Source organism: Cellulomonas wangsupingiae (assembly GCF_024508275.1).
In the GTDB taxonomy this organism is placed as follows: Bacteria; Actinomycetota; Actinomycetes; order Actinomycetales; family Cellulomonadaceae; genus Cellulomonas; species Cellulomonas wangsupingiae.
Genome location: NZ_CP101989.1, coordinates 1,309,373 through 1,325,915, shown reverse-complemented (window position 1 = coordinate 1,325,915; position 16,543 = coordinate 1,309,373). Strand labels below are relative to the sequence as shown.

Annotated in this window: 19 protein-coding genes; 11 read left to right on the top strand and 8 right to left on the bottom strand. The window is 74.2% G+C overall.

Translation table 11 applies throughout. The annotated features are described in order from the left end of the window. Window positions 1-3: 3 nt before the first annotated feature. The gene (locus NP075_RS06170) at window positions 4-996 is read right to left on the bottom strand and encodes a GlxA family transcriptional regulator (RefSeq protein ID WP_227564526.1); all 993 of its coding nucleotides are present in this window, start codon (window positions 994-996) and stop codon (window positions 4-6) included. Between the two features lie 92 nt (window positions 997-1,088). On the opposite strand from NP075_RS06170, the gene NP075_RS06165 reads away from it, so the two are divergent. The 3 genes from NP075_RS06165 (at window position 1,089) to NP075_RS06155 (ending at window position 2,453) form a co-directional block, all read left to right on the top strand. Further along, complete coding sequence (locus tag NP075_RS06165) at window positions 1,089-1,244, top strand: hypothetical protein (RefSeq protein WP_227564527.1); 156 nt, start codon at window positions 1,089-1,091, stop codon at window positions 1,242-1,244. Between the two features lie 143 nt (window positions 1,245-1,387). Continuing rightward, window positions 1,388-1,987: a GDSL-type esterase/lipase family protein gene (locus tag NP075_RS06160; RefSeq protein ID WP_227564528.1), complete on the top strand. Its 600-nt coding sequence runs from the start codon at window positions 1,388-1,390 to the stop codon at window positions 1,985-1,987. A 40-nt stretch (window positions 1,988-2,027) separates the two neighbouring features. Continuing rightward, on the top strand, window positions 2,028-2,453 hold the full coding sequence (locus tag NP075_RS06155) for a hypothetical protein (protein ID WP_227564529.1): 426 nt from the start codon (window positions 2,028-2,030) through the stop codon (window positions 2,451-2,453). Window positions 2,454-2,476: 23 nt separating this feature from the next. Here the strand turns inward: NP075_RS06155 and NP075_RS06150 are convergent, their stop codons facing one another. From NP075_RS06150 to NP075_RS06140, 3 genes are all read right to left on the bottom strand, one after another. Continuing rightward, entirely contained in the window at window positions 2,477-3,082 is a 606-nt protein-coding gene (locus NP075_RS06150; protein WP_227564530.1) for a PadR family transcriptional regulator, read from the bottom strand. Next, complete coding sequence (locus tag NP075_RS06145) at window positions 3,082-3,942, bottom strand: DUF4097 family beta strand repeat-containing protein (protein ID WP_227564531.1); 861 nt, start codon at window positions 3,940-3,942, stop codon at window positions 3,082-3,084. The genes NP075_RS06150 and NP075_RS06145 overlap by 1 nt, the downstream gene beginning before the upstream one ends. A gap of 103 nt (window positions 3,943-4,045) precedes the next feature. Beyond that, window positions 4,046-5,134 carry a type IV pilus twitching motility protein PilT gene (locus NP075_RS06140; protein ID WP_227564532.1) on the bottom strand — a complete coding sequence of 363 codons (1,089 nt, stop codon included), beginning with the start codon at window positions 5,132-5,134 and terminating at the stop codon, window positions 4,046-4,048. Window positions 5,135-5,284: 150 nt separating this feature from the next. On the opposite strand from NP075_RS06140, the gene NP075_RS19145 reads away from it, so the two are divergent. Continuing rightward, complete coding sequence (locus NP075_RS19145; RefSeq protein WP_099052597.1) at window positions 5,285-5,359, top strand: 50S ribosomal protein bL37; 75 nt, start codon at window positions 5,285-5,287, stop codon at window positions 5,357-5,359. Window positions 5,360-5,440: 81 nt separating this feature from the next. On the opposite strand, the gene rsrA is transcribed toward NP075_RS19145, so the two are convergent. After that, the gene (gene rsrA / locus NP075_RS06135; protein WP_227564533.1) at window positions 5,441-5,758 is read right to left on the bottom strand and encodes a mycothiol system anti-sigma-R factor; all 318 of its coding nucleotides are present in this window, start codon (window positions 5,756-5,758) and stop codon (window positions 5,441-5,443) included. Beyond that, entirely contained in the window at window positions 5,755-6,540 is a 786-nt protein-coding gene (locus NP075_RS06130) for a sigma-70 family RNA polymerase sigma factor (protein ID WP_284439918.1), read from the bottom strand. The genes rsrA and NP075_RS06130 overlap by 4 nt, the downstream gene beginning before the upstream one ends. Before the next feature lie 122 nt (window positions 6,541-6,662). Here NP075_RS06130 and NP075_RS06125 point away from each other — a divergent pair, with 122 nt between their 5' ends. The 5 genes from NP075_RS06125 (at window position 6,663) to NP075_RS06105 (ending at window position 11,291) form a co-directional block, all read left to right on the top strand. Continuing rightward, window positions 6,663-7,214, top strand: coding sequence for a DoxX family membrane protein (locus NP075_RS06125; protein ID WP_227564535.1), 552 nt, complete (start codon window positions 6,663-6,665; stop codon window positions 7,212-7,214). Window positions 7,215-7,249: 35 nt separating this feature from the next. Next, entirely contained in the window at window positions 7,250-8,584 is a 1,335-nt protein-coding gene (gene aroA / locus NP075_RS06120; protein ID WP_227564536.1) for a 3-phosphoshikimate 1-carboxyvinyltransferase, read from the top strand. Next, window positions 8,584-9,669 carry a ribosome small subunit-dependent GTPase A gene (gene rsgA, locus NP075_RS06115; protein WP_227564537.1) on the top strand — a complete coding sequence of 362 codons (1,086 nt, stop codon included), beginning with the start codon at window positions 8,584-8,586 and terminating at the stop codon, window positions 9,667-9,669. Before aroA ends, rsgA begins: the two co-directional genes overlap by 1 nt. Window positions 9,670-9,754: 85 nt before the next feature. Then, complete coding sequence (gene hisN / locus NP075_RS06110; protein WP_227564538.1) at window positions 9,755-10,534, top strand: histidinol-phosphatase; 780 nt, start codon at window positions 9,755-9,757, stop codon at window positions 10,532-10,534. Between the two features lie 13 nt (window positions 10,535-10,547). Continuing rightward, window positions 10,548-11,291 carry a class I SAM-dependent methyltransferase gene (locus NP075_RS06105; RefSeq protein ID WP_227564539.1) on the top strand — a complete coding sequence of 248 codons (744 nt, stop codon included), beginning with the start codon at window positions 10,548-10,550 and terminating at the stop codon, window positions 11,289-11,291. A 13-nt stretch (window positions 11,292-11,304) separates the two neighbouring features. Here the strand turns inward: NP075_RS06105 and NP075_RS06100 are convergent, their stop codons facing one another. Together NP075_RS06100 and gltX are read right to left on the bottom strand one after the other, a co-directional pair. Then, on the bottom strand, window positions 11,305-12,030 hold the full coding sequence (locus NP075_RS06100) for an HAD family hydrolase (RefSeq protein WP_227564540.1): 726 nt from the start codon (window positions 12,028-12,030) through the stop codon (window positions 11,305-11,307). Continuing rightward, a complete protein-coding gene (gene gltX / locus NP075_RS06095) occupies window positions 12,027-13,538 on the bottom strand; it encodes a glutamate--tRNA ligase (protein WP_227564541.1) in 1,512 nt (503 codons plus the stop codon). The genes NP075_RS06100 and gltX overlap by 4 nt, the downstream gene beginning before the upstream one ends. 89 nt (window positions 13,539-13,627) lie before the next feature. Here gltX and NP075_RS06090 point away from each other — a divergent pair, with 89 nt between their 5' ends. Both NP075_RS06090 and NP075_RS06085 read left to right on the top strand, forming a co-directional pair. Further along, on the top strand, window positions 13,628-14,332 hold the full coding sequence (locus NP075_RS06090) for a GTP pyrophosphokinase (RefSeq protein ID WP_227564542.1): 705 nt from the start codon (window positions 13,628-13,630) through the stop codon (window positions 14,330-14,332). A gap of 347 nt (window positions 14,333-14,679) precedes the next feature. Next, window positions 14,680-16,464: a trypsin-like serine protease gene (locus tag NP075_RS06085; RefSeq protein WP_256791557.1), complete on the top strand. Its 1,785-nt coding sequence runs from the start codon at window positions 14,680-14,682 to the stop codon at window positions 16,462-16,464. The last annotated feature ends 79 nt before the right edge of the window (window positions 16,465-16,543 follow it).

Below are 16,543 nucleotides of genomic sequence, written 5' to 3'. Positions count from 1 at the left end.
CGGTCAGGATGCCTGCTCGTCCTGCTCGAGGTCGGGCGGTGCGCCCGACGCGCAGCCGAACCGGCGTCGGTACGCCAGCGGCGTCGTGCCGAGCGTGCGGGCGAAGTGGTGGCGCAGGAGTGCGGCGGTGCCGAAGCCGCTGCGCCGGGCGACCTCGTCGACGGGGACGTCGGTGCGCTCCAGCAGCTCCTGGGCCCGCCCCACGCGCTGCCGTGCGACCCAGGCGGCGGGCGTGGCACCGGTCTCGGCGCGGAACCTGCGCGCGAACGTGCGCTCGGACATCAGCGCTCGCGCGGCGAGGGCGGGCACACCGAGGTCCTCGTCGAGGTGCTCCAGCATCCACCCGAGCAGCGGCGCCAGGGTGTCCGCCACCGGCGGCAGCGGCGTGTCGACGTACTGCGCCTGCCCCCCGTCGCGCTGGGGCGGGACGACCATGCGGCGCGCGACGTTGGTCGCCGCCGCGGCGCCGAGCTCCCGACGCACGAGGTGCAGGCAGGCGTCGATGCCGGCGGCCGTGCCGGCCCCGGTGATGATGCGACCGTCCTCGACGTACAGGACGTCGGGGTCGACCGTGGCCGCCGGGAAGCGGGCGGCCAGCGCGGCGGCGTGCATCCAGTGGGTGGTGCACCGGCGCCCGTCGAGCAGCCCCGCCTCCCCCAGTGCGAACGCGCCGCTGCAGATGGACAGGATCCACGCGCCGCGGGCGTGGGCGTCCCGCAGCGCGTCGAGGACGTCGTGGGGCACCCGCGCGGGCGGCATGCTGTAGGCGGGCATGATGACGAGGTCGGCGTCGCGCGTGGCGTCCAGGCCGTGGTCCACGACGATCGAGAACCCGCCCTTCGTGGGCATGACGACGCCGGGCGACGGCCCGCAGACCCGGAAGTCGAAGGTGGGGCCGCCCGTCTCGGAGCGGTCGATGCCGAACACCTCGCAGGCCGTGGCCAGCTCGAAGGCGGCGACGTGGGGCAGGGCGACGACGGCGACGCTGCGGAGCATGCCCCACGGTCCCACGGTGATGGCAGAAACTCAATGGTGGTCGTCTGTTCTGCCACTCGTGGCTCGATCTCGATGGGCACAGACTTCCTGCCATGGACATCGTCTGGATGGTGATCGCGCTCCTGGTCCTCGCGGCGTGGCTCGCCGCGCTCGTCCACGCCGTGCGGGGCGACGGCCTCGGCGACCGCGAACCGCCGCGCTCGCACCCCGAGGACTCGGTGCCCGGGACGCGCGTCTTCACCCGCTGAGCGGAGGCGGGCGGTCGCGGTGGCCGCGACGTCGCCCCGACGCGCGCGGCGAACGGCACGATCCCAGCCCCCGCGCCTGAGAGACTGTCGACCGAGCAGGTACCGGGAGGTCCGGTGCCGCGGTCACAGGCAGGAGTGATGGCGTGGGTGAGCTGCCGGTGCGCCTCGCGGTCGTCGGGGACGAGCTGGTGGCCGGCGCGGGCGACCCCAGGAGCCTCGGCTGGGTCGGGCGCGTGTCCGCCCGCACGCGCACCCCCGACCCGCTGACCGTGCTGACCCTCGCGGTACCGGGCGAGACGAGCACCGACCTCGGCGCACGCTGGGACGTGGAGGTCTCCCGTCGCCTGTCCCCGCACGCCGACAACCGCCTGGTCGTCGCGCTGGGCCGGGCGGACATCGCGGCGGGCCTGTCCCTGGCCCGCAGCCGGCTGAACCTCGCGAACATCCTCGACGTCGCCGACCAGCGCCGCATCCCCGCGTTCGTCGTCGGGCCTCCGCCGGGCGCCGCCCACGATGGCGACCGGCTCGCCGAGCTGTCCGCGGCGCTGGGCGACGTCGCGTCGCGTCGCCGCGTGCCCTACGTCGACATGTACTCGCCGCTCGCGGCGCACGACCAGTGGCTCGCCGACATGGCCCAGTCGCCGCAGCACCTGCCCGGCCAGGCCGGCTACGGGCTCATGGCCTGGCTCGTGCTGCACACCGGCTGGCACACGTGGCTGGGCCTGCCGGATGACGGCGCCTGACCCGACACCGGACCCAGCGCCCGTCGTCGGTCCCCGTGCCGTGCTCGAGGTCTGCCTGCGCGCCGCGGTCGTCCTGCTGGTCATGGCCGTCGTCCTGCTCACGGTGCTGCTGGCGATGACCTCCCGCTCCCCGGACGCGGCCGTCGACGCTCAGGCGGCCGTCATGGTCGTCGTCCTCATGTACGGCCTCCACCTCGTGGCCCTGGCCGTCCTCGGGTGGCCCGGCGGCCTGCTGACCGCTCACCTCATGCGGCACGAGACGTCCGAGCGTCGGCACGTGGTCGCGTTCGCCGGCGCCGGCGCGGTGCTCGGCGGCGCGGTCCTGGCGGCGTGGGGCGGAGGGATCGCGATCCTCGTGTGGGCCGCCGTCGGCGCGGCCGTGGCGGGTGGCGCGCGCGCCTGGACCGGCCGGGCGCGTCGCCGTCGCGCCGCGCTGCGCACCACCCACCCCAGCACACCCTCCTGAGCGCTGCGGACCCTCGCGCCCGCTCAGCGCAGCGTGGACCGCATCGTGCGCAGCGCCGTGTCGAGCACCGTCCGCAGCGTCTCGACCGTGAGCTCGTCCACACCGGCTCCCGCGTCGGCGCGGCGCAGGTCGGCGCGGACCTCGTCACCGAAGCGCCGGACGATCGCCTCCGCCTCGACCCGCCGACGGTGCGACGCCGTGCGCTGCGGATCCGGCGCGCCGGCCACGGGCCGCGCGGCGTCGCGGGCCTGCTGCGCGGCCGAGGCCAGGTCCGCGCGCAGCCCCTTCATCGCCGCCTGCACGTCCTGCCGGACCTGGGACGCCTGCGCCCGCACCGTCTCGGCGATCTCGGCCTCCAGGTGGGCCAGGTCGCCCCGGCGCGCGTCGAGCTCGGCACGGCCGGCGTCCGTCAGCGTGTAGGTGGCCTTGCGTCCGTCGTCGGAGCGCCGCACCAGGCCCTCCTCCTCCAGGCGCGCCAGCCGCGGGTAGACCGTCCCGGCGCTCGGGCGGTACGTGCCGCCGAACCGGTCGCTGAGCGCCGTGATGAGCTCGTACCCGTGGCGCGGGCCGTCCTCGAGGAGCGCGAGCAGGTACAGCCGCAGCTGGCCGTGCGCGAACACCTGGACCATCAGGCGGACGCGTCCGTGACGTCGTCGACGACGTCCTCGACGACGTCCTCGACCGCCGCGCGCAGCACCGTGACGTGCCCCGTGACGGTCGTGGCGGACAGGAAGGCACCACCCTCCCCCGCGTCGAGGCTCACCGTGCGGTGACCCGGGCTGGTGCCCTTGTGCTCACGGCCGTCGACGACGAGCCGCCCCGAGACCGACTGCGCCCGCACCTGCAGGCCCGCCCCCTCGGGCAGGCGCACCGTCAGGTCCCCGGACACGGTCGTGACGGTGAGCGACGAGGTCCCCGTGCCGACGTCGAGCGAGACGGACCCGGACACGGAGTTGCCCTGCACGAGGGTCAGGTCCCCGGACGCCGCGAGGTCGCCCGAGACGGTGTTGAAGCGCAGGTCGCCGTCGTGCCGACGCACCACGACCTCGCCCGACACGGAGTTGGTGGACAGCCTGCCGCGCACGTCGTCGACGACGACGGACCCCGACACGGTGGACACCGACGCGTCCTGGCGCAGGCCCGCGACGAGGCCGTCGGCGCTGACCGTGGCGACCTTGGCCAGGACGTCGCGCGGCACGGCGACGTGCACGTCGGCGCGGTCCTTGTCCTGGAAGTTGCGGAACTTCTCCACGAAGCCCTCCCAGCCGCCGAGCGTGAAGCTGTAGCCGACGCGCAGCTCGCCGTCCGCCAGCGTCACCTCCAGCGGGCGCCCGTCGACCTGGTGGACCTCCAGGCGCGCGCCGCGCGCCTGCGGGTCCTCGTGGGCGACGACGTCGACACGCCCGCCCACCAGCCCGACGCGCAGCGCACGCACGTCCTCGACCTCGATCACCTGCGGGCCGGCCACGACCCAGGACTCGGTGGACATGTCGTCTCCTCTCGCGATATGTCGCGTGTTGCCAACACGCTATATCGCGATCGCGACGGCCACAAGGCCCGCAGCCGCGCCCGGTGGCCCGCCGCGCGGACGCTCACATGACGATGCCGGCGCCCCGCAGCTCCACCGTCAGGTCGTGCGGGTTCGACGCCACCGACAGCGCCTCCTCGTACGTCACCGCCGCGTCCCGCACGAGCGCGAACAGGTGCTGGTCGAAGGTCTGCATCTTGTAGAAGTCCCCCTCCTTGATGAGGTCGGTCAGGGGCGGGTTCTCCTGCGGCTCGATGATCGCCTCGGCCGTGCGGCCGGTGTTGACCATCACCTCGATCGCGGCCTGCCGGCCGCTGCCGTCCGCCTTGCGCACCAGGCGCTGCGAGACGATGCCGCGCAGGGACTGCGCGAGCGCGATGCGGACCTGCTTCTGCTCGTGCGGCGGGAAGAAGTCGACGATGCGGTTGATCGTCTCGGCGGCGTCGATGGTGTGCAGCGTCGACAGGACGAGGTGGCCGGTCTCGGCCGCGGACAGCGCCGCGCGCACCGTCTCCACGTCGCGCATCTCCCCGACCAGGATGACGTCCGGGTCCTGCCGCATCGCGGCGCGCAGCGCGACCGTGAAGTCCGCGGTGTCCTGGCGGACCTCGCGCTGCGAGACGATCGCCTTCTTGTCCGAGTGCAGGATCTCGATCGGGTCCTCGATCGTGACGATGTTGACCTCGCGGTACGAGTTGATGAGATCGACCATCGAGGCCAGCGTCGTCGTCTTGCCCGAGCCCGTCGGCCCCGTCACCAGCACCAGGCCGCGCGGCTCGAGCGCGAGCTCGCCGACGACCTCCGGCACGCCGAGCTCCGCCAGCGACTGCGCGCCGACCGCGACGCGCCGGAACACCATGCCGAACGTGCCGCGTGCCTGGTACGCGTTGACGCGGAACCGGCCCACCCCCGACAACGAGTACGCGAAGTCGGCCTCCTTGCTGACGCGGAACGCCTCGACCAGGTCGTCGGGCAGGACCTCCTCGAGCATGTGCTCGGTGTCGGCGGGGCGCAGCTCCGGTGCCTGCAGCTTGCGCAGGCGCCCGTCGACCCGCACCCGGGGGACGGAGCCGACCTTGCAGTGCAGGTCGGAGCCGCCGGTGCTGGCCAGGGCGTGCAGGAACGGGATCACGGACTGGGGCTGCGAGGTCACCCCGGAGGTATCGGGATCCGGGCCGCGGCACTTGAGCGCCCGAGGGCCCCGGCCGGGGCGGCGCGGCGGGTGCGCCGGATGTGGGACGATGGAGCGACATCCCCGGCGTGTGCCCTGTGCGCGCGCGCCGCGACCCGAGGAGAACCAGCGATGAGCAAGCGTGGCCGCAAGCGTCGCTCCCGCAAGGGGAACGCCGCCAACCACGGCAAGCGTCCCAACGCCTGAGCGTTCGACGCCGTGACGTCGCGACGGGCCCGGAGCATCGCTCCGGGCCCGTCGCCGTCTCCTCCGCCGGTGCGGGGCGACTCAGCCCTCGGGGGTCGTCCCCGCGCGCAGCCGCAGCACGGTGATCTGCTCGTGGATGCGCACGCGCAGCGTCGCGGGCGCCTCCTCCTGGCAGCACCGACGCACGAGCTGCTTCATGACGAGCTCGATCTGCTCCTCCTCCAGGCAGCTGGCGCACTCGTGCAGGTGCGCGCCTACCCGCTCCTGGTCGAGCTCCTCGAGCTCGGAGTCGACGTACTCCCACAGCCGCTCGACGGCCTCGTCGCAGCCGCACGGGGCCCCGGCTGCCGGACGGCGCGCCGCCTCGTCGTCCAGCGGCGTCCCCTCGACCCCGCTCACCGGGCACCGTCCGGGGTGCTCGGCGCCGCGCCGGCCAGGCCGCGGCCGCGGGCGTAGTCCGAGAGCAGCTCGCGCAGCTGGGCGCGGCCACGGTGCAGGCGGGACATCACCGTCCCGATCGGCGTGCCCATGATCTCGGCGATCTCCTTGTACGCGAAGCCCTCGACGTCCGCCAGGTACACCGCGATGCGGAAGTCCTCGGGGATCTGCTGCAGCGCGTCCTTCACGTCGGAGTCCGGCAGGTGGTCCAGCGCCTCGGCCTCGGCCGAGCGCAGCCCCCGCGACGTGTGCGACTCCGCGCGGGCGAGCTGCCAGTCCTCGATCTCCTCGGACCGCGACTGCTGCGGCTCACGCTGCTTCTTGCGGTACGTGTTGATGTACGTGTTCGTGAGGATGCGGTAGAGCCAGGCCTTGAGGTTCGTGCCGGGCCGGTACTGGTGGAAGGCGGCGAACGCCTTGGTGAACGCCTCCTGGACCAGGTCCTCCGCGTCGGCGGGGTTGCGCGTCATGCGCAGCGCAGCGCCGTACAGCTGGTCCAGGTAGACCAGCGCCTCGGCCTCGAACCGGTCGCTGCGGGCGGCGTCGTCCTCGCCGGCCGGTGCACGCGTGGTGCCCTCGGCGTCGTCGACGCCCTCGAAGTGCTCGCTCATCGTCCACGAGCCTAGCCCGCGCACCTGGACGTCACCTGAGCGCGGGGCGGGCACGCCCCACGGGGCGAGAGGGCCCGGGGTGAGCACCGCGGGGGCGCTCGGGGGCGCAGGGGTCACGACGGCACAGCTCATGGTCGGTCCAACACCGGGTGCGACCGGGTGCATTCCCGGCGGGTGCGCGCGCCGTCGTCGGTGTGCGGCACTAGCGTGGGAGGCGCCGCCCACCGGCGGTGGACCATCCCCAGGAGGAACCCGTGCTGCTGCGTCGCATCGCCCGCCCCCTGTTCGCCTCGTGGTTCGTCAGCGAGGGCCTCGACGCCCTGCGCCATCCCGCCGGGCACGCGCAGATCGTGCGCGACGGCCTCGACGGGTTGACGTCCCGGGTGCCCGCGTCGGCCCGCAGCGCCGCACCCGCGCCGGTCGGCCGGGTCCTGGACGGCGGGCTGAGCGACAAGCAGCTCGCGACGTTCGCGCAGGCCCACGGCGCGGCGATGCTCGTGGCGGGCGCCATGCTGGCGGTCGGGCGTGCACCGCGCACCGCGGCGCTCGCGCTCGCCGGGCTCACGGTGCCGATCGTCCTGGTGAACCTGCCGGTCGGGCGGCGTGGCGCGCTGACCGCCGAGGAGAAGAAGGCGCGCAGCGCGCGGTTCGTCCGGGCCCTGTCGTTCACGGGCGGTGCCGTGCTCGCCGGCGTCGACCTCGAGGGCCGACCGGGCGTGTCGTGGCGCGTGCAGCACGCCCGCGCCGACCGTGCGGCGCTCAAGGTGGCCCGCGCCACCGAGGCCGCCAAGCACGTGGACGGCTGACGCCCGCTCACCCCCGCGCCGATAGCCTGAGGCGCATGACGACGCACGCCGACCTGTGGACCGCCCCCGTCGCCGACGGGCCGCTGGACGCGACCGTCGCCGTGCCCGGCTCGAAGTCCCTGAGCAACCGCTACCTCGTGCTGGCGGCGCTCGCCGACGGGCCGAGCACGCTGCGCTCGCTGCTCCTCTCGCGGGACACCCGCCTGATGGCCGGCGCGCTGGAGACCCTCGGGGTGCAGGTCGACCTGGCGGGCGACGCCGTGCGCGTCACGCCCGCCGCGCTGCGCGGCCACGTGACCGTCGACTGCGGGCTGGCCGGCACCGTCATGCGCTTCCTGCCGGCCGTCGCGGCGCTCGCCGACGGTCCCGTGCACTTCAAGGGTGACGTCGAGGCGCTCGTGCGGCCGATGGGCCCGCTGCTGCGGGCGCTGCGGGCGCTCGGCGTGCGGGTCGACGAGGAGGGTGAGCCGGGCCACCTGCCGTTCACGGTGCACGGTCGGGGGTCGGTGCGCGGCGGGCACGTCGACGTCGACGCGTCGGGCTCCAGCCAGTTCGTCTCCGGCCTGCTGCTCGCGGGGGCACGGTTCGACCAGGGCCTCACCGTGCGGCACACGGGCCCGACCCTGCCGAGCCTGCCCCACATCGAGATGACGATCGACGTGCTGCGCGCCGCCGGGGTCGTCGTCGACGACTCGCGTCCGGAGATCTGGCACGTCGAGCCGGGTGCCGTCGCGGGCCGCGACGTGCAGGTCGAGCCGGACCTGTCGAACGCCGCCCCGTTCCTGTGCGCCGCGATGGTCGCCGGGGGGTCGGTGCGGGTGCCCGGCTGGCCGGCCCGCACGACGCAGCCCGGCGGCCTGCTCCCCGGCATCCTGACGTCCATGGGCGCCTCGACGTCGCTCGACGGGGACGTCCTGACCGTGACCGGCACCGGTGAGGTCCGCGGCGTCGACCTCGACCTGCGTGCCGCGGGCGAGCTCGCCCCCACCATCGCCGCGCTGGCCGCGCTGGCCGACTCCCCCACGCGGCTGCGCGGCATCGCGCACCTGCGCGGGCACGAGACGGACCGGCTCGCGGCGCTCGCCGCCGAGATCACCCGGCTCGGCGGGCAGGCCGAGCAGACGTCCGACGGCCTGGTCATCACCCCGCGCCCGCTGCACGGCGGCGTGTGGCGCACGTACGCGGACCACCGCATGGCGACCGCCGGCGCGCTCGTCGGTCTGCGCGTGCCCGGCGTCGAGGTCGAGGACGTCGCGACGACCGCCAAGACCCTGCCGGGCTTCGTCGACCTGTGGTCCGGCATGCTCGCCGCGTCGGCGGGCGACGGGCGCGTCGTGCGTGACGGCCTCGCCGCAGGACCGACGGCCTGATGCCCACCCGGCGCTACGACGAGCGGGACGTCCGGATCCGGCCGGGCCGCGGTTCGCGCCCCCGCACCAAGCTGCGGCCGGAGCACGCGGACGCCCGCACGGCCATGGTCGTCGCGGTCGACCGCGGCCGGTACACCGTCCTGGTCGACCCGGGCGGGCCCGACGAGACGCGCATCCTCGCCATGAAGGCCCGCGAGCTGGGGCGCGACCGCGTCGTGCCCGGGGACCGGGTCGACGTCGTGGGCGACACGTCGGGCGCCGAGGGGTCGCTCGCGCGCATCGTGCGGATCGGCGAGCGCCGCACGGTGCTGCGCCGCACCGCGGACGACACCGACCCGGTCGAGCGCGTCATCGTCGCGAACGCCGACCGGCTCGTGGTCGTCACCGCGCTGGCCGACCCCGAGCCCCGCACCCGGATGATCGACCGCTGCGTCGCGGCCGCGTACGACGCCGGTATGGAGGTGCTGCTCGCGCTGACCAAGGGGGACCTGGCGGACCCCGCCGAGCTGATCGCGATGTACGCGCCGATCGGCGTCGACGTCGTCGTGACGAGCCGCGGCACCGACCCCGTGACGGGCGAGCGCACGATCGTCGGGCTCGAGAAGCTGCGCGACGTGCTCACCGGTGACGTGTCCGTGCTGGTCGGCCACTCGGGCGTCGGCAAGTCCACGCTCGTCAACGCCCTCGTCCCGGACGCACGGCGCGCCGTGGGCGTGGTCAACGACGTGACGGGCCGCGGGCGTCATACGTCGTCCTCGGCGATCGCGCTCGAGGTCCACGGCACGGACGCCCCGACGTGGGTCATCGACACCCCGGGCGTGCGCTCGTTCGGGCTCGCCCACGTCGACCCGAGCCACCTGCTGGGGGCGTTCGGCGACCTCGACGAGGTGGCGCGCGAGTGCCCGCGCGGGTGCACGCACCTGGCCGACTCCCCCGACTGCACGCTCGACGAGTGGGTGGCCGACGCGCCGGACGACGTCGTCCGCGCGGCACGCGCCGCGCGGCTCGACTCGTTCCGCAGGCTGCTGGTCAGCCGCCTCGGCGTCGAGGACGAGAGCGACGGGGACGGCGCGCGCGGCCGGTGATGTGGCCCGCGTTTCGGTAGGTTGACGCCGCGGACCGCCCGCCGACGACGGCGGACGGGTACCGCGCCCGTAGTAGAGGAGCCCCATGGCCTACGACGACGACCTCCGGCTGGCGCACGTCGTCGCCGACACGGTCGACTCGCTGACGATGTCGCGCTTCAAGGCGCAGGACCTGAAGGTCGAGACCAAGCCGGACCTGACGCCGGTCACCGACGCGGACCGCGCGGCCGAGGACCTGGTGCGCTCCCAGCTCGGGCGCGCCCGTCCGCGCGACGCGGTGCACGGCGAGGAGCGCTCGGACACCGGTCACGGGCCGCGCCGCTGGATCGTGGACCCGATCGACGGGACCAAGAACTTCGTGCGCGGCGTGCCGGTGTGGGCGACGCTGCTGGCGCTCATGGACGGCGACGAGGTGGTGCTCGGCGTCGTGAGCGCGCCCGCCCTGGGCCGGCGCTGGTGGGCCGCGAAGGGCACGGGCGCCTGGACGGGCAAGTCGCTGGCGGCCGCGTCGCGGCTGCGGGTCTCGAACGTCGAGCGGCTCGAGGACGCCTCGCTGTCGTACTCCGACCTGCGCGAGTGGGAGGAGCACGGCCGGTTCGACCAGTTCCTCGACCTGCAGCGCAGGGCGTGGCGCACGCGGGCGTACGGCGACTTCTGGTCCTACGTCCTGGTCGCCGAGGGCGCGGTCGACGTCGCCGCCGAGCCGGAGCTGGAGCTCTACGACATGGCCGCGCTGGTGCCGGTCGTCACCGAGGCCGGTGGCCGGTTCACGTCGCTGCGCGGCGTGGATGGCCCGCACGGCGGCAGCGCCGTGGTGACCAACGGGCACCTGCACGACGAGGTGCTCGAGATCCTGTCCGCCTGACCCGCGAGGAGCCATGACCGACGACCGCCAGACCGCGCACGCCGCGTCGTTCACGCACAACGCCGACGAGTACGCCGCCGTCCGCCCCGGGTACCCCGAGGAGGCCGTCGACCTGCTCCTGCCGGACGGCGCCCGCGACGTGCTGGACCTCGCGGCCGGCACCGGCAAGCTCACGCAGGCGCTGGTGGCGCGCGGGGTCCGGGTCGTGGCCGTCGAGCCTGCCGACGGGATGCGCGAGCAGCTCGTCGCGCTGCTGCCGCAGGTCGAGGTCCACGCCGGGACCGCCGAGGCGATCCCGCTGCCCGACGCGTCGCTCGACGCCGTGACGGTCGCCCAGGCCTGGCACTGGTTCGACGAGCCGGCCGCCGCGGCCGAGGTCGCGCGCGTGCTGCGCCCGGGCGGCACCCTGGGCATCGTGTGGAACGACCGCGACGAGGACGTGCCGTGGGTCGGCGCCTACGGCGCGCTGCTGCACGAGGTGGCGGGACCGCAGCTCGCCCGCGGCACGCACCCGACCCTCGGGGACGCGTTCACCGACGTCCTGCGCACGGACGTCCGCTGGGAGCACGCCGTGTCCCCCGAGGACCTGGTGCGCCTGGCGGGCACGCGCTCGTACGCGCTGGTGCTGCCCGCGGACGAGCGCGCGGCGCTGCTCGAGCGGGTGCGCACGCTCGTCACGACCCACCCGGACCTCGTCGGCCGGGAGCGCGTGGCCGTCCCGTACACCACGCGCGTCTACACCGCCCGGCGCCGCTGAGCCCGCCGCGGCCTCAGGGCACGTCGAGCGCGGCGGGGAGCTCGTCGAGCGACCGGATGACCGTCACACCGGCCGCGGCGACCTCCGCGTCGGACACCGGCACGCGCCGCGGGCCAGGCCGGTCCAGCCACACGCCCACCAGGCCGGCCTCGCGTGCCGCGACCGCGTCGACGTCGAGCTCGTCGCCCACGTACGCGGTGCGGGCGGGCGCGATGCCCAGGCGGCGGCACGCCTCGAGGAAGACCCGGGCGTCGGGCTTGCCGAATCCGAGGGTGTCGACGCCGACGAGCACCTCCAGGCGGTCGCCGAGGCCCGCGCGCGCCAGCTTCCTCGTCTGGTACTCGTGCCGGGCGTTGGTCAGCGCGCCGATGCGGATCCCCGCGTCGAGCAGGCGTGCCAGGACCGGGTGGGCGTCCGCGTGCGCGGTCCAGCCCGAGGCGAAGGCGTCGTCGAACAGGGCTTCCCACGCGTCATAGGCGTCGTCGTCGAGCACGGGACCGCCGAGGGCGGCGTGCAGCTCGTTGGCCCGCGTCATGCGCTGCTGACCGAACGTCTGCTCCCCGCGCGTGTACGCCCGGTAGTGGCCCCCGGCGTCGGTGCGCCACAGCGCCAGCGCCGCGTCGACGTCGGCGCCCGGCACGTACCGGTCGAGCACCGCGGCCAGCGCGACCCGGAACGCGGCGCGCGTCTCGACGAGCGTGTCGTCGATGTCGAAGAGGACGCCGTCGACGAGGCTCACAGGCTCGCGCGCAGCGCGGCGACCCGCGCGAGGGTGGCGTCCTTGCCGAGGATCTCCATCGACTCGAACAGCGGCGGGGACACGCGCCGGCCCGTGAGCGCCACCCGCAGGGGCGTGTACGCGAACCGCGGCTTGATGCCCAGCCCGCCGGCCTCGACCGGCTCGACGAGCGCGGCGGCCAGGGCGGTCTGCGTCGCGTCGGTGGTGAAACCGTCGGCCGGGATGTCGGCCAGCACCTGCGCGGCACGGTCCAGCACGTCGGCCGACTCGGGCCGCAGCCCTGCCCGGGCGTCCTCGGCGATCTCGAGCGCGTCGTCGTCGACGAACAGGAAGCCGAGCATGCCGACCGCCTCGCCGAGCAGCGTCATGCGCTCCTGCACCAGGGGTGCGCCCGCGTCGAGGAGCGCGCGGTGCTCCGCCGACAGGTCCGCGTACGAGTCGGCCGGCACCAGACCGGCGGCGTGCAGGTACGGCACGAGGCGGTCCCGGAAGTCGTCGGGAGCCAGCAGGCGCACGTGCGCCGCGTTGATCGCCTCGGCCTTCTTGAGGTCGAAGCGCGCGGGGTTCGGGTTGACGTCGGCGACGTCGAACGCCGCGACCATCTCGTCCACCGAGAACACGTCGCGGTCCGGCGCGATGGACCACCCGAGCAGCGCGAGGTAGTTGAGCAGGCCCTCGGGGGTGAAGCCGCGCTCGCGGTGCAGGAACAGGTTGGACTCGGGGTCCCGCTTCGAGAGCTTCTTGTTGCCCTCGCCCATGACGTACGGCAGGTGGCCGAAGTGCGGCATGACGGTCGCGACGCCCAGGTCCAGCAGCGCGCGGTACAGCACGACCTGTCGCGGGGTCGACGAGAGCAGGTCCTCGCCGCGCAGCACGTGCGTGATGCCCATGAGAGCGTCGTCGACCGGGTTGACCAGCGTGTACAGCGGCTGGCCGTTGCCGCGCACGATGACGTAGTCCGGCACGGAGCCGGCCTTGAACGTGATGTCCCCGCGCACGAGGTCGGTGAAGGTCACGTCCTCGTCGGGCATGCGCATGCGGATGACGGCCTCGCGGCCCTCGGCGCGGTACGCGGCCTTCTGCTCCTCGGTGAGGTCGCGGTCGAAGCCGTCGTAGCCGAGCTTGGGGTCGCGCCCGGCCGCCTTGTGCCGCGCCTCGACCTCCTCGGGCGTCGAGAACGACTCGTAGGCGTAGCCGCCGTCGACCAGGCGCGTGACGACGTCGCGGTACAGGTCCATGCGCTGGGACTGGCGGTACGGCTCGTGCGGGCCACCCACCTCGACGCCCTCGTCCCAGTCGAGGCCGAGCCAGCGCAGCGCGTCGAGCAGCTGCAGGTACGACTCCTGGGAGTCGCGCGCGGCGTCCGTGTCCTCGATGCGGAAGACGAACGTGCCGCCGACGTGGCGCGCGTACGCCCAGTTGAACAGCGCGGTGCGGATGAGTCCGACGTGGGGCGTCCCCGTCGGGGACGGGCAGAAGCGGACGCGCACGGGGCTGCTGGCGGACACGGAACACCTCGGTGGTGGCAGGAGCGGGGATCGCCTCCAGCCTACCGAGCACGAGGAACCGACCGGTCCGCCGCGGCGTTGATCAGGGCATGGCTGCCACCGAGGTGCGTCCACGACCCGCCGACGCGACGGTGGTCGCAGCCCGGATGCGCGATGCGCAGCGGGAGCTGGCGCGGTTCCGGATGGGGTACGAGTTCGGCATCGAGGAGATGCTGACGAAGGTCCGGATCCTGCGCTCGGAGTTCCGCCAGACGCACGACCACAACCCGATCGAGCACGTGACGTCGCGCCTGAAGTCCATGGACTCGATCCTCGAGAAGTCGGTCCGGTACGGCTGCGGCACCGACCTGCCGACGATCCGCGAGCGCATCCGCGACATCGCCGGCATCCGCATCACGTGCAGCTTCGAGTCCGACGCCTACTGGGTCGCGGACATGCTCTCCCAGCAGCCGGACGTCGAGGTCGTGCAGTGCAAGGACTACATCGCCCACCCGAAGGCCAACGGGTACCGGTCGCTGCACCTCATCGTGCGGATCCCCGTGTTCCTCTCGGACCGCACCGAGCACGTGTTCGTGGAGATCCAGATCCGCACGATCGCGATGGACTTCTGGGCGAGCGTCGAGCACAAGCTGTCCTACAAGTACCGCGGCGCCCTGCCCCCGCACCTGCGGGACGAGCTGCTCGACGCCGCCGCGTCGGCGGCCGAGCTCGACGCGCGCATGGGGCGGCTGCGCGGCGAGGTGCGGGACCTGGGCGAGGACGGTGCCGCGACGCCCGCACCGTCGCCCCGCTGACGAGCACCCCGCCCTCCGACGGCGCCCGGCGGCACCCACCGGCCGAAGTGCGCCCGTGAGCACCCGCCGGGGCGCTAGCATCCCTGACCGAAGGGGATGCGTCCCTTTTGCGCAGGGGCCGCGCTGACGATTCATGCTGCCCGATGCGGACCCATCCCCCTCTCACACCCTGCTCGCGGCCCTCCTGTCGTGACCGACGACGTGTCTCGCGGGCCGACCGTGGTGGTGCGTCTGGGCAGTGATTCACGACCGCCGCCGCCGGCTGGTGGTCGTCCGGCGTGGCGTCTCTAGGGGGCCCTGTGGTGCGCTCAGCGTGGCGGTCGCTCGTTCATGATCTGGTTGCGGTCGTGCCCGGGGTCACCGGTCGACATCGGCCTCGCTGCCCGGAAGGCATCGACGTCGATCCTGCTCGAGCGCCGACCCGGCGCCAGGTGAGCGGTGGCGGCGAGCCCGCCGCACCCCTGACGCTCACGTCGCGGGCAGCGTGCGCCGCTGCGGTCGCGCTGGGGTTCGTCGCGGGCTCGGTCCCCGTCGCCCACGCGGTGCAGGGTGACCCGGCGACCGGCGCTGCTTCCGCGGCGACCGTCAAGATCAACGTCGGCGAGGTCCGGGCGTGCTCCGGGGCCCTGCTGAACGAGTCCTGGGTGATCACCGCCAAGGCGTGCTTCGCGGACACGCCGGGCGCCGCCGTCGTGGACGGCACCCCGAAGCAGGTCACGACCGCCACGGTCGGTCGCGCCGACCTGAGCGGCAGCGCCGGGCACGTGCTGCGCGTGGAGCGGCTGGTCGTACACCCCGAACGGGACGTCGTGCTGGCGCGGTTGGCCTCCCCGGTCACCGGCGTGGCTGCCGTCGCCGTCGCAACCGACGCGCCCGTCGCCGGGGAGAAGCTGACGGTGACCGGTTACGGTCGCACGTCGACGCAATGGGTCCCCGACACCGCCCACGCCGCTACCTTCACCGTCGAGACCGTCGGTACGGGGACGCTCGACATCCAGGCCGACGAGCCCGGGTCCACCATCTGCAAGGGCGACGGGGGCGGACCGGCACTGCGCACAGGCGCCTCCGGCACGCTCGAGCTGGTCGCGATCCACCACACCGCTCACCAGGGTGGCTGTCTCGGGCAGACGGCCTCGGCGCAGGGCGCGACCGAGACCCGCGTCGACGACATCCGCACGTGGATCACCTGGAACGCAACATTGACGCAGAAGACCCCGGTCGGCCACGTCGACGCGGTCGTGCCCGACAGAGGTCAGGTCACGATCCGCGGGTGGGCCTGGGACCCCGACACGTCCGCACCGATCAACGTGCACATCTACATCGACGGCGTGGGGGCCGCGGTGCGTGCCGACCTGGACCGCCCCGACATCGGCGCCTCGCAGGGCACCGCACCGGCCCGGGGGTTCACCTACACGCGGACACTTGCCGACGGCGACCACACGGCCTGCGTCTACGGGATCAACGTCGGCACGGGCTCGAACCCGGTGCTCGGGTGCTACGACTTCAGCATCAACACGAAGGCGCCCATCGGCGTGATCGAGGCGGTCGTCCACGAGACCGGTCAGGTCTCGATCAGCGGCTGGGCCTGGGACCCCGACACCCCGGCACCCACCGACGTGCACATCTACATCGACGGCGTCGGTGTCGCCGTGCGCGCCGACCGCGACCGCCCGGACGTCGCCGCCTCGCACGGGACGACGCCCACCAGGGGATACTCACACACCCGGGCACTCGCCCCTGGCGAGCACACCGCCTGCGTCTACGCGATCAACATCGGCCCGGGCGACAACACCGTGCTCGGGTGCCGCACCTTCAGCGTCGACACCAGGCCGCCCGTCGGCGCGGTCGACGGGGTGTCGGTGCGCAACGGTCAGGTGTCCATCAGCGGCTGGGCGTGGGACCCCGACACGTCTGCCCCCACCGACGTGCACATCTACATCGACGGAGTCGGCGTCGCCGTGCGGGCGGACCAGAACCGCCCGGACGTCGCCGCCGCCTTCGGCACTGCACCCACCCGCGGGTACTCGCACACCAGGGCGGTAAGCCCCGGGAGCCACACCGCCTGCATCTACGCGATCAACATCGGCCGGGGCGACAACACCGTGCTCGGGTGCCGCACCTTCAGCGGGTAGTCGGAACAGCTGGACCGCTGCGGGTGCGGTCGACCCGCACCCGCAGCGGGCGCAGCACGCGGGACCGAGCGGCGGACGG

What these genes read in the sequence shown, in the direction of transcription:
- hisN (WP_227564538.1), top strand. Translation starts at nt 9,755, where the DNA reads ATGGCCTACGACGACGACCTCCGGCTGGCGCACGTCGTCGCCGACACG.
- NP075_RS06170 (WP_227564526.1), bottom strand. Translation starts at nt 996, where the DNA reads ATGCTCCGCAGCGTCGCCGTCGTCGCCCTGCCCCACGTCGCCGCCTTC.
- NP075_RS06150 (WP_227564530.1), bottom strand. Translation starts at nt 3,082, where the DNA reads ATGGTCCAGGTGTTCGCGCACGGCCAGCTGCGGCTGTACCTGCTCGCG.
- aroA (WP_227564536.1), top strand. Translation starts at nt 7,250, where the DNA reads ATGACGACGCACGCCGACCTGTGGACCGCCCCCGTCGCCGACGGGCCG.
- NP075_RS06145 (WP_227564531.1), bottom strand. Translation starts at nt 3,942, where the DNA reads ATGTCCACCGAGTCCTGGGTCGTGGCCGGCCCGCAGGTGATCGAGGTC.
- NP075_RS06165 (WP_227564527.1), top strand. Translation starts at nt 1,089, where the DNA reads ATGGACATCGTCTGGATGGTGATCGCGCTCCTGGTCCTCGCGGCGTGG.
- NP075_RS06090 (WP_227564542.1), top strand. Translation starts at nt 13,628, where the DNA reads ATGGCTGCCACCGAGGTGCGTCCACGACCCGCCGACGCGACGGTGGTC.
- NP075_RS06130 (WP_284439918.1), bottom strand. Translation starts at nt 6,540, where the DNA reads ATGAGCTGTGCCGTCGTGACCCCTGCGCCCCCGAGCGCCCCCGCGGTG.
- rsgA (WP_227564537.1), top strand. Translation starts at nt 8,584, where the DNA reads ATGCCCACCCGGCGCTACGACGAGCGGGACGTCCGGATCCGGCCGGGC.
- NP075_RS06105 (WP_227564539.1), top strand. Translation starts at nt 10,548, where the DNA reads ATGACCGACGACCGCCAGACCGCGCACGCCGCGTCGTTCACGCACAAC.